This is a genomic window from Streptomyces vilmorinianum, from assembly GCF_005517195.1.
GTDB lineage: Bacteria > Actinomycetota > Actinomycetes > Streptomycetales > Streptomycetaceae > Streptomyces > Streptomyces vilmorinianum.
This window is the reverse complement of record NZ_CP040244.1, coordinates 157,283-169,307: the sequence shown is the minus strand read 5'-3', so window position 1 is coordinate 169,307 and position 12,025 is coordinate 157,283. Positions and strand designations below refer to the sequence as shown.

At 71.9% G+C, this 12,025-nt stretch carries 17 protein-coding genes; 7 read left to right on the top strand and 10 right to left on the bottom strand.

The genetic code is table 11. The features are described from left to right. The first annotated feature begins 183 nt into the window (after window positions 1-183). Window positions 184-1,032 (top strand): helix-turn-helix domain-containing protein, encoded by an 849-nt coding sequence (locus FDM97_RS00820; RefSeq protein WP_254705443.1) that lies wholly within the window; start codon window positions 184-186, stop codon window positions 1,030-1,032. Further along, on the top strand, window positions 1,029-1,268 hold the full coding sequence (locus FDM97_RS00815; RefSeq protein ID WP_137988355.1) for a DUF397 domain-containing protein: 240 nt from the start codon (window positions 1,029-1,031) through the stop codon (window positions 1,266-1,268). The genes FDM97_RS00820 and FDM97_RS00815 overlap by 4 nt, the downstream gene beginning before the upstream one ends. 8 nt (window positions 1,269-1,276) lie before the next feature. Here FDM97_RS00815 and FDM97_RS00810 read toward each other — a convergent pair whose 3' ends face one another. Then, window positions 1,277-2,005 carry a cobalt-precorrin-6A reductase gene (locus FDM97_RS00810; protein WP_137988354.1) on the bottom strand — a complete coding sequence of 243 codons (729 nt, stop codon included), beginning with the start codon at window positions 2,003-2,005 and terminating at the stop codon, window positions 1,277-1,279. Between the two features lie 21 nt (window positions 2,006-2,026). Between FDM97_RS00810 and FDM97_RS00805 the strand changes: the two genes are divergently transcribed. Continuing rightward, complete coding sequence (locus FDM97_RS00805; RefSeq protein WP_137988353.1) at window positions 2,027-3,145, top strand: cobalt-precorrin-5B (C(1))-methyltransferase; 1,119 nt, start codon at window positions 2,027-2,029, stop codon at window positions 3,143-3,145. Between the two features lie 10 nt (window positions 3,146-3,155). On the opposite strand, the gene FDM97_RS00800 is transcribed toward FDM97_RS00805, so the two are convergent. Genes FDM97_RS00800 through FDM97_RS00790 form a run of 3 tightly spaced genes read right to left on the bottom strand, consistent with a single transcriptional unit; the run spans window position 3,156 to window position 4,530 of the window. Further along, window positions 3,156-3,596 carry a PIN domain-containing protein gene (locus tag FDM97_RS00800; RefSeq protein ID WP_137988352.1) on the bottom strand — a complete coding sequence of 147 codons (441 nt, stop codon included), beginning with the start codon at window positions 3,594-3,596 and terminating at the stop codon, window positions 3,156-3,158. Beyond that, window positions 3,593-3,841, bottom strand: coding sequence for a type II toxin-antitoxin system Phd/YefM family antitoxin (locus tag FDM97_RS00795; RefSeq protein ID WP_137988351.1), 249 nt, complete (start codon window positions 3,839-3,841; stop codon window positions 3,593-3,595). Before FDM97_RS00795 ends, FDM97_RS00800 begins: the two co-directional genes overlap by 4 nt. A 29-nt stretch (window positions 3,842-3,870) precedes the next feature. Further along, entirely contained in the window at window positions 3,871-4,530 is a 660-nt protein-coding gene (locus tag FDM97_RS00790) for a hypothetical protein (RefSeq protein WP_137988350.1), read from the bottom strand. 104 nt (window positions 4,531-4,634) lie between these two features. Here FDM97_RS00790 and FDM97_RS37060 point away from each other — a divergent pair, with 104 nt between their 5' ends. After that, window positions 4,635-4,709 carry a 50S ribosomal protein bL37 gene (locus FDM97_RS37060; protein WP_099895366.1) on the top strand — a complete coding sequence of 25 codons (75 nt, stop codon included), beginning with the start codon at window positions 4,635-4,637 and terminating at the stop codon, window positions 4,707-4,709. Window positions 4,710-4,812: 103 nt separating this feature from the next. Here the strand turns inward: FDM97_RS37060 and cobM are convergent, their stop codons facing one another. The 3 genes from cobM to FDM97_RS36795 are packed head-to-tail and all read right to left on the bottom strand — an operon-like array spanning window position 4,813 to window position 7,021. Beyond that, window positions 4,813-5,562, bottom strand: a complete 750-nt coding sequence (cobM, locus tag FDM97_RS00785) for a precorrin-4 C(11)-methyltransferase (protein ID WP_137988349.1) — start codon at window positions 5,560-5,562, stop codon at window positions 4,813-4,815. After that, on the bottom strand, window positions 5,559-6,788 hold the full coding sequence (cbiE, locus tag FDM97_RS00780) for a precorrin-6y C5,15-methyltransferase (decarboxylating) subunit CbiE (RefSeq protein ID WP_137988348.1): 1,230 nt from the start codon (window positions 6,786-6,788) through the stop codon (window positions 5,559-5,561). Before cbiE ends, cobM begins: the two co-directional genes overlap by 4 nt. Window positions 6,789-6,832: 44 nt before the next feature. Further along, complete coding sequence (locus FDM97_RS36795; protein WP_137988347.1) at window positions 6,833-7,021, bottom strand: DUF6126 family protein; 189 nt, start codon at window positions 7,019-7,021, stop codon at window positions 6,833-6,835. Between the two features lie 98 nt (window positions 7,022-7,119). Here FDM97_RS36795 and FDM97_RS00770 point away from each other — a divergent pair, with 98 nt between their 5' ends. Then, on the top strand, window positions 7,120-8,196 hold the full coding sequence (locus FDM97_RS00770; protein ID WP_137988346.1) for an LLM class flavin-dependent oxidoreductase: 1,077 nt from the start codon (window positions 7,120-7,122) through the stop codon (window positions 8,194-8,196). A 3-nt stretch (window positions 8,197-8,199) separates the two neighbouring features. Then, the gene (locus FDM97_RS00765) at window positions 8,200-8,826 is read left to right on the top strand and encodes an FMN reductase (RefSeq protein ID WP_137988345.1); all 627 of its coding nucleotides are present in this window, start codon (window positions 8,200-8,202) and stop codon (window positions 8,824-8,826) included. A gap of 61 nt (window positions 8,827-8,887) precedes the next feature. Here FDM97_RS00765 and FDM97_RS00760 read toward each other — a convergent pair whose 3' ends face one another. Both FDM97_RS00760 and FDM97_RS00755 read right to left on the bottom strand, forming a co-directional pair. Beyond that, entirely contained in the window at window positions 8,888-9,754 is an 867-nt protein-coding gene (locus FDM97_RS00760; protein ID WP_137988344.1) for an ABC transporter permease, read from the bottom strand. Further along, complete coding sequence (locus FDM97_RS00755) at window positions 9,751-10,818, bottom strand: ATP-binding cassette domain-containing protein (protein ID WP_254705442.1); 1,068 nt, start codon at window positions 10,816-10,818, stop codon at window positions 9,751-9,753. The genes FDM97_RS00760 and FDM97_RS00755 overlap by 4 nt, the downstream gene beginning before the upstream one ends. A 228-nt stretch (window positions 10,819-11,046) precedes the next feature. Between FDM97_RS00755 and FDM97_RS00750 the strand changes: the two genes are divergently transcribed. Continuing rightward, on the top strand, window positions 11,047-11,622 hold the full coding sequence (locus FDM97_RS00750; RefSeq protein WP_254705441.1) for a hypothetical protein: 576 nt from the start codon (window positions 11,047-11,049) through the stop codon (window positions 11,620-11,622). Here the strand turns inward: FDM97_RS00750 and FDM97_RS00745 are convergent. After that, entirely contained in the window at window positions 11,571-11,984 is a 414-nt protein-coding gene (locus FDM97_RS00745) for a hypothetical protein (RefSeq protein WP_137988343.1), read from the bottom strand. The genes FDM97_RS00750 and FDM97_RS00745 overlap by 52 nt on opposite strands. Window positions 11,985-12,025: the final 41 nt, after the last annotated feature.

The following is a 12,025-nucleotide window of genomic DNA, read 5'->3' as shown; positions in this document are numbered from 1 at the left end:
GCCCTCGCGTCCGTTTTTGTTTCCCGATTCGGAGAATTCGCGGGAATTTCGGCGCGGGTCGCCGCTAGCGTTTTCCACGACTGCGGAGGGCGTGGCAACCCACCTGACCTGCGTCAACGCCCCTCGTACGCAGTCGAATTCGGCGGGGAGCAGTTGAGACCGGTTGAGATCGGTCGAGACCGAATGGGGATCGCGATGGCGCGAGCGGAAAACAAGGAAACGGCGGGCCCGGCGGCGCGGATGGTGGCGCAGGTGGCGAAGAGAATGCGGGTGAAGAGGGGCCTGACGCAGGACCAGTTGGGGGTGGAGATGGGATATACCGGCGCGGCGGTCAGCGCGATGGAGCGCCTGACGCAGCCGGTGAGCGACGACATGCTGGTGCGGCTGGAGAGGGCGCTGGGCGAGGGAACGGGCATCTTCGAGGAGATGCGGGAGCTGGTACGGCTGGAGAAGCTGCCGAGCCAGTTCCGGGACTACGCGCCGATCGAGCAGAAGGCGGTGGGTCTGAGCCTGTACGCAACGCAGGTCGTGCATGGCCTCTTCCAGACGGAGGAGTACGCCAGGGCGCTGATCGGCGGCGGCTACCCGCCGCTCCCGGAAGCGCGGGTCGAAGAGCTGGTGGAGGCGCGGATGCTGCGGAAGGCGCTCTTCGACCGGGAGCCGACGTGCCTGATCGAGCTGACCCTGCACGAGACCACACTGCGTTGGATGGTCGGCACCAGAGAGATCATGCGGGACCAGTACCAGCTGTTGACCGAGTGCGCCCGACTCAAGAACGTCACCCTCCAGGTGCTGCCGATGGACGTCGGCCTCAGCGGAGAGAATGCTGGTGCCCGAGGCGAGCTGAATGTGATCGAAACGCCGAAACACGACCGCCTCGTCTACCTGGAAGTACAGGACGAAAGCGTGCTGATCACCGACCCGGCGAAGGTAAGTACGTACGCCCAGCGCTGTGCGAAGATCCGGGCACAGGCCTTGGATCCTCGCGACTCTCTGGGCCTCATCGAGCAGTTGGCGGGAGAGGGAAGATGAGCAAGACCCTGCACTGGTTCAAGTCCAGCTACAGCAGCTCCAGCGGCGGCGACTGCGTCGAGGTGGCCTTCGACTGGCGCAAGTCGTCCTACAGCTCCGACAGCGGCGGCAACTGCGTCGAGGTCGCCACCTGCCCCCACTCCGTCCATCTCCGCGACTCCAAGGTCACCGACGGCCCCACCTTCGCCGTCGCCCCCACCACCTGGTCCACCTTCGTCGCGGGCCTCGACGGCTGACCCTGGCGTCAGCCCAGCACCCAGGCGGCGGCCTCCTCGGGGGTCGCCGCCGTCGGCACGCCCTCCGGTACGGGTGGGCGGCGGACCACCACGACGGGGATGCCCGCCTCGCGGGCCGCGCGGAGTTTCGGGGCCGTGGCCGCGCCGCCGCTGTCCTTGGTGACCAGGACGTCGACGCGGTGGCGGCTCAGCAGTTCGCGCTCGCCTTCGAGGGTGAAGGGGCCCCGGTCGAGCAGGATCTCGGTACGGGCCGGCATCGGGGGTTCGGGGGCGTCCACCGAGCGGACGAGGAACCACTGGGGGCAGGCCGCGAAGGCCGCGAGGCCCATCCGGCCGGTCGTCAGGAACACCCGCTCCCCGAGGCCGTCCAGCGCGCCGGCCGCCTCCTCCAGGGAGGCGACCTGGTGCCAGTCGTCGCCCTCGACCGGGACCCAGCCGGGGCGGCGCAGGGCCAGCAGGGGAACATGGGCGGTGGCGGCCGCCCGGGCCGCGTTGAAGCTGATCCGCTCGGCGAAGGGATGGGTGGCGTCGATGACCGCGTCCACGTGGTGCTCGCGCACCCAGTCGACCAGCCCCTCGACACCCCCGAAGCCGCCGACCCGTACCTCGCCGGCCGGGAGCCGGGGCTGGGCGACGCGCCCCGCGAGGGAGCTGGTGACGCGGACGCCCGGGTGCGGGTGCAGGGCCGCGGCGAGGGCGCGGGCCTCGGTCGTCCCGCCGAGAATGAGTACGTGCACGGGAGCCACGGGAGTCCCTTCATGAGTTCGGGCGGCGGGCGCGACGCCCAACTCAAGCACACCGGCCTGCGCCCGGGCTGGACGACCGGTGCCTGTGCGACGGCGGCGACGACGGCCGCGTACACGGCGCTGCTGACCGGCGAGTTCCCCGACCCCGTGACGATCACGCTGCCGAAGGGCGGGCGCCCCTCGTTCGCCCTGGCGGCCGAGGAGCTGGCCGCGGACCACGCCATGGCCGCGATCGTGAAGGACGCGGGTGACGACCCGGACGTCACCCACGGCGCGCTGGTCCGCTCGACGGTACGGATCCTGCCGCCCGGCTCCGGCGTCGTCTTCCGGGCCGGCCCGGGCGTCGGCACGGTCACACTGCCGGGCCTGCCCCTGGAGGTCGGCGAGCCGGCGATCAACCCGGTCCCGCGCCGGATGATGCGCGAGCACATCGCCGAGGTCGCGGCGGCCCACGGCGCCGGCGGCGACGTGGAGATCACGGTCTCCGTCGACCACGGCGAGGAGATCGCCCGCTCCACGTGGAACCCGCGGATCGGCATCCTCGGCGGCCTGTCCATCCTCGGGACGACCGGCATCGTCGTCCCGTACTCCTGCTCGGCCTGGATCGACTCCATCCGCCGCGGCGTGGACGTGGCCCGCGCGGCGGGGCTCACGCACGTGGCGGGCTGCACCGGCTCGACCTCCGAGAAGACGGTGACGACGCTCTACGACCTGCCGGGGATCGCCCTGCTCGACATGGGCGACTTCGCTGGCGCGGTCCTCAAGTACATCCGCCGCCACCCGGTCGACCGCCTCACCGTCTGCGGCGGCTTCGCCAAGCTCTCCAAGCTGGCGGCGGGCCATCTGGACCTGCACTCGGCCCGCTCCCAGGTCGACAAGCCCTTCCTGGCCGACCTGGCCCGCTCGGGCGGCGCGTCCGAGTCCCTGGCGGCGGAGATCGCCGACGCGAACACGGGCCTCGCGGCCCTCCGCCTCTGCGAGGCGGCGGACGTCCCCCTCGGCGACCTGGTGGCCACCCGGGCCCGCGACGAGGCCCTCGCGGTCCTGCGGGGCGCCCCGGTCGCGGTCGACGTCGTCTGCATCGACCGCGCGGGCACGGTGGTGGGACGATCGGCGGTGGCGGGGCCGTAGCGGCCTGACCTCACAGGTCGTCGGGCAACAACCGGAACGCCTTGTGGCCGGTGAGCGGTCGGACCATGCGGAAGTGCCGGTCCGTGGTGAACAGGACCTCCGTGCCGTACGCGGCCGCCAGGGCGACGTTCATCGCGTCCGTCATCCCGATGCCCCTCCCGCCATCCGCGTCCGCGTAGCCTTCGGCGACGGCGATCGCCGTGGACAGATGCGCAGCCACCGGCGGAACCTCGAAACGGCGGGTGGCCGTGTAGCGCTCGATGAACCGGGCTGCGGTCAGCGCCTCGCGTGCACCGGCGCGCGCCGAGACCAGACAGTCCAGTTCGGCGAGCACCATGGGAGAGATCACCAGGTGGCTGATCACCTGCAGCCCTTCCTTGTGCGCTTCGTGCCCGGTCAGACGCGGGTCGAGGAGACGGTAGAGGGCGTTGGTGTCGGCGATGGCGATCACGCCGAAGTCCCGCCCATCCCCTTGAGGACGTCCTCGATCTCATCGTCGGTGAGGTCGGGAAGGCCGAGGTCGGGAAGGTCTATCGGCCCCATGGGGTCGGTGGGATACGGGGGGATCTCGTCTCCTATGGGCACCACGCGCGCGACCGCGACGCCGTTCTTGGTGACCGTGACGGTCTCACCACGGGCCGCCGCGGCCAGGATCTGGGACGACTTCTGATTGAACCCTCGGGCCGTGGCTTCCATGTAGCACATGTTGCTACCCGCGCCCCCCGTCAGGCCGGGTAGCCGATCTCCTCGATGTCGTCGGCGAGTTCGGCGAAATCGACGTCCGGGTTGAGGGCGGCGACGAGCTCCTTCGTCAGCGGACGCAGGGCCAGCACGTGGCGGACGGCGGCCGCGTCGACGGGCGTCTCGTAGTACGCCTCGGCCCACCGCGCGTACGCCTCGGGCGAGCGGTCCACCAGCAGGTGGAAGAGGAACCCCTGGAGGTCGGAGTCGGCCGGGTGGTCGAAGGTGCCCGTGCTCCACGCCGCGTCACCCACCTCCCGCCACAGGCAGGCGGTGACCACCGGGACCCCGTCCTCGTCCGTGAACGCGGGCTCCGTCACGTACGGCCGGAACACCTCGGGCACCGAATCGAGCACGCCGGGCCACGGCTCGCCGTCCGCGAGCGGACCGTACGGGCTCAGGGGCGACTCGTGGTCGAAGCCGCGCACGTAGGCCCCGGCCGGGGAGAAGACGATCGCGTACTCGTTGCCCTGACCGTCCCGCATCGAGGCCATGTCCTCGGACTCGGACCAGTGCGAGTCGAAGGAGTAGTACCGGTCCTCCCACTCCGGGCTCAGGACCGCGTCCAGCATGGCCAGGCCCCGGCAGTGGTCTCTCAGCTCACCGATGCCCGGAAGCGCCCGGGCCACGTCATGTACGGTCATGCGGCCATCCAAGCGCACGCCACCGACAGCCGTTCAGCGGATGCGGCCGGCACCCCGCGTACCTAGGCTTGCCAGGGCAAAGCCCCCCGACGAGAGGGAGTCCCATGGCGAAGCGTGGCAACAAGAAGCGGGCCCGCAAGAAGAAGAAGGCGAACCACGGCAAGCGGCCGAACGCCTGAGGTCCGTGAGTCGAACAGGCCGGGCCGGGCACGACACGTGCCCGGCTCGCCTGCGTCCGCGCCTGCGTCCGCGTCCGCGCCCCCGCCTGCGTCCGCGTCCGCGTCAGCAGACGTGACGCTCCCGCGCCGGGTCGTAGAGGTGGCTGTCGCGGAACTGCGAGGCCGCCAGCGTCCGTCCGACCAGGATCACGGCCGTCTTCGTGATCCCGGCCTCCTTCATCTGCGGCGCGATGTCCTCCAGGGTGCCCCGCAGCACGATCTCGTCCGGGCGGCTGGCCATCGCCACGACCGCGGCCGGGCAGTCGGCGCCGTAGTGCGGCAGCAGCTCGGAGACGACGCGGTCCACGTACCGGGCCGCCAGGTGGAGGACCAGGAGGGCGCCGCTGCGGCCCAGGGTCGCCAGGTCCTCGCCCTCCGGCATGGGGGTGGCCTGCTGGGCGATGCGGGTGAGGATGACCGTCTGGCCCACCGTGGGGACGGTGAGCTCCCGCTTGAGCGCGGCGGCCGCCGCGGCGAATGCCGGGACGCCCGGTACGACCTCGTACGGGATGTCCAGCGCGTCCAGCCGGCGCATCTGCTCGGCCACCGCGCTGAAGACCGACGGGTCCCCCGAGTGGAGCCGGGCCACGTCGTGGCCGGCCTCGTGGGCCCGGACGATCTCGGCGACGATCCCGTCCAGGTCCAGGTCGGCGGTGTCGACGAGGCGCGCGTCCGGCGGGCACTCGGCGAGCAGCTCGCGCGGGACCAGGGAGCCCGCGTACAGGCAGACGCCGCAGGAGGCGAGGGTGCGGGCGCCCCGCACGGTGATCAGGTCGGCCGCGCCCGGGCCCGCGCCGATGAAGTAGACGGTCATGCTCCAACTCCTGATTTCGTTACGGACCACTGCGTGACCGGCATCGCCTGGCGCCAGCCGGTGAAGCCGCCCACCGGGACGGCCTGGGCGACGGCGAGCCGGACCAGTTCACCGCCGTGACGGCGGTAGCGCTCCGCGAGGAGGGCCTCGGACTCCAGCGTCACCGTGTTGGCGACCAGCCGGCCGCCCGCGGGGAGCGCCTCCCAGCAGGCGTCGAGCAGGCCGGGCGCCGTCAGGCCGCCGCCGATGAAGACGGCGTCGGGCGTGGGCAGCCCGGCGAGCGCGGCGGGTGCGGGGCCGGTGACGACGCGCAGGGCCGGTGTGCCGAGGGCGTCGGCGTTGCGGAGGATGCGCTCGGCCCGCTCGGGGTGCTTCTCGACGGTGATCGCCCGGCAGGAGCGGTCGGTCCGCATCCACTCGATGCCGATGGACCCCGACCCGCCGCCGATGTCCCAGAGCAGTTCGCCGGGCGCGGGCGCGAGGGCCGCGAGGGTGGCCGCGCGGACGTACCGCTTGGTGAGCTGGCCGTCGTGCTCGTACGCCTCGTCCGGCAGGCCGGGTACGGCGCCGAGGCGCGGCGCCTCGGGGGAGCGGACGCAGTCGAGGGCGATGACGTTCAGCGCGTCCGCCCGTCCGCCGGGCGGCCAGGTGTCCGCGGTGGCGTCCACGGTCCGCTCGCGGTCCGAGCCCAGCTGCTCCAGGACCCGCATCCGGCTCGGCCCGTACCCGCGCTCGCGCAGCAGGTCCGCCACCTCCGCCGGGGTGCCGCCGTCCGCGCTCAGGACGAGCAGGCGCCTCCCGTCGTACAGGGCGGCGGTGAGCGCGGCGAGCGGCCTGCCCACCAGGGAGACGGTCTCGACGGCCTCCAGGGCCCAGCCGAGGCGGGCGCAGGCGTACGAGACGGAGGACGGGTGCGGAAGGAAGCGGAAGCGGTCGGCGCCGACGGTCTCGGCGAGCGTGCGGCCGATCCCGTAGAACATGGGGTCTCCGCTGGCCAGGACGGCGACGGAGCGGCCCTCGTGGGCCGCGAGGAGGCCGGGGACGGCGGGGCGCAGCGGGGAGGGCCAGGTGACCCGCTCGCCGGGGCACTCGGCCGCGGGCAGCAGGGCGAGCTGTCGGGGGCCGCCGATCAGGACGTCGGCGGCGCGCAGGGTCCGGCGGGAGTTCTCGGGGAGGCCGTCCCAGCCGTCCGCGCCGATCCCGACGACCGATATCGCACCGTTCACGTCGGCGAACTCTACGGGAGCTCTACGTGAGCCGGTCGCGGCGGCTACTTCTGGGCGTTCTGGCCCACGTAGAAGAGCAGCCAGACGAAACCCGCGAACGCGTGCGTCGCGAAGACGTACACGAAGACGCGGAGCATCACGCCGCGCTCTTTCCACCGCTCGTTGTCGAGGGCGGGATCGGGCGCGGGCACGGGATCGGGCGCGGGCACGGGGTCGGTGCCGGTATCGGTCATACCGACCAGAGTACGGCCGGGGAATAGGCCGCGGGGGTGCGCGGTTGGGCAGGATAGTTTAAGATTCAATCAACTCCACCGAGTGAGAGGTGAACACGATGCAGTTCGGGATCTTCACCGTCGGCGACGTCACGACCGACCCCACCACCGGCCGCACCCCCAGCGAGCACGAGCGGATCAAGAACACGGTCGCGATCGCGCTCAAGGCCGAGGAGGTCGGGCTCGACGTCTTCGCGACCGGCGAGCACCACAACCCGCCGTTCGTGCCCTCCTCCCCCACCACCCTGCTCGGGCACATCGCCGCGCGGACCGAGAACCTGATCCTGTCCACCTCCACGACACTGATCACCACCAACGACCCGGTGAAGATCGCCGAGGACTACGCCACCCTCCAGCACCTCGCCGACGGGCGCGTCGACCTGATGATGGGCCGCGGCAACACCGGCCCCGTCTACCCGTGGTTCGGCCAGGACATCCGCCAGGGCATCCCGCTCGCCATCGAGAACTACGCGCTCCTCCACAGGCTGTGGAGGGAGGACGTCGTCGACTGGGAGGGGAAGTTCCGCTCCGCCCTCCAGGGCTTCACCTCGACCCCGCGCCCGCTCGACGGCGTCCCGCCGTTCGTCTGGCACGGCTCCATCCGCTCCCCCGAGATCGCCGAACAGGCCGCGTACTACGGCGACGGCTTCTTCGCCAACCACATCTTCTGGCCCAAGCAGCACACCGAGAAGATGGTCCGCCTCTACCGGCAGCGGTACGCGCACTACGGCCACGGCACCCCCGAGCAGGCCATCGTCGGCCTCGGCGGCCAGGTCTTCATGCGCAAGAACTCCCAGGACGCGGTACGCGAGTTCCGCCCCTACTTCGACAACGCGCCCGTCTACGGCCACGGTCCGTCCCTGGAGGAGTTCAGCCGGGAGACCCCGCTGACCGTCGGCTCGCCCCAGGAGGTCATCGAACGCACGCTGTCCTTCCGGGAGTACGCCGGCGACTACCAGCGTCAGCTCTTCCTGGTCGACCACGCCGGTCTGCCCCTGAAGACGGTCCTGGAGCAGCTCGACATCCTCGGCGAGGAGGTCGTCCCGGTGCTGCGCAAGGAGTTCGCCGCCCTGCGGCCGGCCGGCGTGCCGGAGACCGCCCCGCTCCACCCCGCCGTACGCACTCAGGAGGCGTAAGTCATGCAGACCCTGAAGCTCGTCGCCGTGTCCGCCGGACTCAGCAGCCCCTCCTCGACCCGGCTGCTCGCCGACCGGCTCACCAAGGCCGCCGAGGGGCGGCTCACCGAGCAGGAGTACGCCGTCGAGGTCCAGGTGATCGAGCTGCGCGACCTCGCCCTCGACATCGCCAAGAACTTCGTCTCCGGCTTCCCCTCGGAGCAGCTGGGCGCGGCGATCGACGCCGTGACCGGCGCGGACGGGGTCGTCGCGGTGACCCCCGTCTTCACCGCCTCGTACAGCGGCCTGTTCAAGTCCTTCTTCGACCTGATCGACCCGGACGCGCTGACCGGCAAGCCGGTGCTCATCGGGGCGACCGGCGGCACCGCCCGCCACTCCCTCGTCCTCGACCACGCGCTGCGGCCGCTCTTCGCCTACCTGCGGGCGCTCGTCGTCCCGACGGCCGTCTACGCGGCCTCGGAGGACTGGGGATCGGGCGGCGACGAGTACACCGAGGGCCTGCCGTCCCGGATCCGCCGGGCCGGACACGAACTCGCCGACCTGGTCGCGGCCAGGGGCCCGGCCGGGGACGCGGACGACGACGAACTCGTGCCGTTCGAGCGGCAGCTCGCCGACCTGCGCCTGGACTGAGGCGCCGCCTCGGACCTTGATCACGGTGACACGGTGGCGGCCCCCAGCGGGCCGCGCCGCCTCACTTGCGGTTGTAGAGCCGCATCGTGACCGCCCCGAAGACGACCACGAACAGCGCCGACCACCCCAGCGTCCAGGCGATGTCCGCCGCCGGCCAGTTCCCGGCCATCAACTCCCGTACCGCCGTCGACAGATGCGTCACCGGGCTGTTGTTGACGAAGGCCTGCAGCCAGCCCGGCATCGTCCTCGGGTCGACGAAGACGTTGGAGAGGAACGTCAGCGGGAAGATCACCATCATCGAGACGCCCATGACGGACTTCTCGCTGCGCAGCAGCAGCCCGAACATGGTCCAGATCCACGAGAACGCGAACGAGAACACCAGCAGCAGCGCGACCCCGAGCAGGACGCCCACGGCCCCGCCGTGCGGCCGGTAGCCGATGATCACGCCGACCGTGAGCATGACCGCGGAGGCGACCAGATAGCGCACGACATCGCCCAGCAGATAGCCGACCATCGGTGCGGGCCGCCAGATCGGCAGCGTGCGGAAGCGGTCGAAGACGCCCTTCTCGATGTCCGTGTTGACCGAGACACCCGTGTACATCGTGATCATCACGACGCTCAGCACGAGGATGCCCGGCAGCAGGAACTGGATGTACGCCGAGACCGAGCCGGCCAGCGCGCCCCCGAAGAGGTACGTGTACATCAGCACCATCATGATCGGGAACGCCGTCACGTCGAACAGCTGCTCCGGCACGTGCTTGATCTTGAGCATGGCCCGCCAGCCGAACGTCAGCGAGGCGGAGAGCGCGCTGGGGCGCGGCGGGCGGGACTGCCCCACGAGCAGCGCCGCCAGCTCGTCCGCCTTCGGGGCGACGAAGTCGAGGGCATCGGCCGTCTGCGTGTCCTTGCCGGTGGTGACGGTGGTCATGCCGTCGGTCCCTTCCGGTCGGAGGTCGGATCGGGGGTCCGGTCGGAGGTCGGGGCGGAGGTCGGGGCGGAGGCCGGATCGGGGGCCGGATCGGGGGTGGTGCCGTCGGCGGGCCGGTCCGTCAGCGCCAGGAACACCTCGTCCAGGCTGGGCTGGCCAAGCCCGAAGTTGTCGACCGTGATCCCGGCCCTGGCGAGCTCGGACAGGGCCCGCGCCGCCTGCTCCGCCGCGCCGAGGTCCGTGCCGTGGCCGTTGACGGTGGCGGTCAGCGCGACCGGGTCCGGGTCGAGCTGGACGGTCGCGTTCAGGGCGGTCGTCAGGATCCGCTCGGCCGCCGGGCGCTGCTCGGGTTCCCGGAGCCGTACATGCACCGATCCCGAGCCCACCGAGGCCTTCAGCTCGCCCTTCGTGCCCTCCGCGATCACCTTCCCGTGGTCGATGACGGCGATACGGGACGCCAGCTGGTCCGCCTCGTCCAGGTACTGGGTGGTGAGCAGGACCGTGGTGCCCTGGGCGACGACCGCGCGCACGATGTCCCAGACCTGGTTGCGGCTGCGCGGGTCGAGACCGGTCGTCGGCTCGTCGAGAAAGAGCAGGTCAGGGGTGTTGAGGATGGACGCGGCGATGTCGATGCGGCGCCGCATGCCGCCCGAGTAGTTCTTGATCTGCCGGTCGGCCGCCTCCGCGAGCCCGAAGGCCGCGAGGAGCTGGGCGGAGCGCTCGCGGGCGGCGGGGCGGGAGTGGCCGAGGAGCCGGCCGAGCAGGACCAGGTTCTCGGTGCCGGTCAGGTCCTCGTCGACGGAGGCGTACTGGCCGGTCAGGCTCACCCGGCCCCGTACGGTGTCGGCGTCCTCCACCACGTCGTTGCCGAAGACCCGGGCCCGGCCGCCGTCCGGGCGCAGCAGGGTGGCGAGCATCTTCACGGCGGTGGTCTTGCCCGCGCCGTTGGGGCCGAGGACGCCGTAGACGGTGCCGGCCGGGACGCGAAGGTCGATGCCGTCGACGGCCCGGTTCGTGCCGAAGACCTTGACCAGGCCCTCGGTCTCGATGGCGAGGTCGGTCATGCGCTTCCTTCCGGCAGTCCTTCCGGCGGGCAGGTCGGTTCCGCTTCAACCAGTCTCCGACGACCGCGCCCGGGATGCCAGAGGACGACGTCAGGGGACGACAGGGGACGACAGGGGACGACGTCAGGGGATGACGTCAGGGGATGACCTCGCCTCCGCCGCGCGGCGGAGGCGGAACGGCCGCCGGGCCGACGCCCTGGCCGCCGCCCCACCGGCACGCTGATGCCCATGACGATGAAGCCGAAGACGCGGCCGAAGGCCCTGGCCGACGTGCCCCGTTGGGCCGTCCTCGCCGCCCACGCCGTCCCGCTGCTCGTCCTGCCCTCCGGACTCTGGCGGATCGCGCTCGGGCTCGGCGCCCCGGTCGTCCAGCACGCCGACACCGACCCCGGCACGGGCGGACTCCCGTACCTCGTCGCGCTGACGGCCCTCTCCGAGCTGCTCGCCTTCCTCACCCTCGGGCTCGTCCGCTCCTGGGGCGAGGTGTTCCCGCGGTGGATCCCGTTCCTGGGCGGCCGGAACGTCTCCGTAAGTGCCGCGACCGCCACCGCGCTCGCGGGGGCGGCCGGGCTCTACGGCCTGATGGGCTGGTACGCGTACGCCGCCTACGCCGGACTCGGCGGGCCCGACGGCCGGATGCGCACCGACGCGCTCCAGGAGGCCGTGTTCGCCGGCTGCTATCTGCCCCTGGTCGCCTGGCCCGTCCTGCTCACCGCCGTCGCGATCGCCTACCACCGGCGCCGCACCGGCCGCTACGACGGCGCGCCCCGCACCGGCCGGCCCGCCGCGTCCTCGTGCGTGTAGAAGAAGTAGAAGCTGGCGCAGAACATGCCCGCCGCGACCACGAGGCCGAGCACGGTCGAGGACACCACGCTCGCATCGGAGAGGCTGAACAGGAAGCCGATCGCGATGCCGGCCAGCGCCGCCCACGCCGTGGCGCGCAGTTCGCGTGGCAGAACGTGGCCTTCTCGCCGCAGTGCGTACACGGCGCCGGCGAGGGCGACAGCGGAGACGATTCCGTACAGGAACTGGCCCCAGGAGCCGACGCCTTCACCGCGTGCCATGAAGGACGTGTAGAGGCCGTAGACGGCGCCCAGCGTCGCGGGCAGGGCCCAACCGGGTGTACTCGTCCGGCGCCGTACGGGCACCGCTGCGTGTGCGGCCATGGCAGGAGCTCCTTCACTCTCGCCCCCCTCACCCCCTCACC

What these genes read in the sequence shown, in the direction of transcription:
- FDM97_RS00805 (WP_137988353.1), top strand. Translation starts at nt 2,027, where the DNA reads ATGAGTTCGGGCGGCGGGCGCGACGCCCAACTCAAGCACACCGGCCTG.
- FDM97_RS00760 (WP_137988344.1), bottom strand. Translation starts at nt 9,754, where the DNA reads ATGACCACCGTCACCACCGGCAAGGACACGCAGACGGCCGATGCCCTC.
- FDM97_RS00765 (WP_137988345.1), top strand. Translation starts at nt 8,200, where the DNA reads ATGCAGACCCTGAAGCTCGTCGCCGTGTCCGCCGGACTCAGCAGCCCC.
- FDM97_RS00750 (WP_254705441.1), top strand. Translation starts at nt 11,047, where the DNA reads ATGACGATGAAGCCGAAGACGCGGCCGAAGGCCCTGGCCGACGTGCCC.
- FDM97_RS00820 (WP_254705443.1), top strand. Translation starts at nt 184, where the DNA reads ATGGGGATCGCGATGGCGCGAGCGGAAAACAAGGAAACGGCGGGCCCG.
- FDM97_RS00795 (WP_137988351.1), bottom strand. Translation starts at nt 3,841, where the DNA reads ATGGAAGCCACGGCCCGAGGGTTCAATCAGAAGTCGTCCCAGATCCTG.
- FDM97_RS00755 (WP_254705442.1), bottom strand. Translation starts at nt 10,818, where the DNA reads ATGACCGACCTCGCCATCGAGACCGAGGGCCTGGTCAAGGTCTTCGGC.
- FDM97_RS36795 (WP_137988347.1), bottom strand. Translation starts at nt 7,021, where the DNA reads ATGACCGATACCGGCACCGACCCCGTGCCCGCGCCCGATCCCGTGCCC.
- FDM97_RS00790 (WP_137988350.1), bottom strand. Translation starts at nt 4,530, where the DNA reads ATGACCGTACATGACGTGGCCCGGGCGCTTCCGGGCATCGGTGAGCTG.
- FDM97_RS00745 (WP_137988343.1), bottom strand. Translation starts at nt 11,984, where the DNA reads ATGGCCGCACACGCAGCGGTGCCCGTACGGCGCCGGACGAGTACACCC.
- cobM (WP_137988349.1), bottom strand. Translation starts at nt 5,562, where the DNA reads ATGACCGTCTACTTCATCGGCGCGGGCCCGGGCGCGGCCGACCTGATC.
- FDM97_RS00770 (WP_137988346.1), top strand. Translation starts at nt 7,120, where the DNA reads ATGCAGTTCGGGATCTTCACCGTCGGCGACGTCACGACCGACCCCACC.
- FDM97_RS00815 (WP_137988355.1), top strand. Translation starts at nt 1,029, where the DNA reads ATGAGCAAGACCCTGCACTGGTTCAAGTCCAGCTACAGCAGCTCCAGC.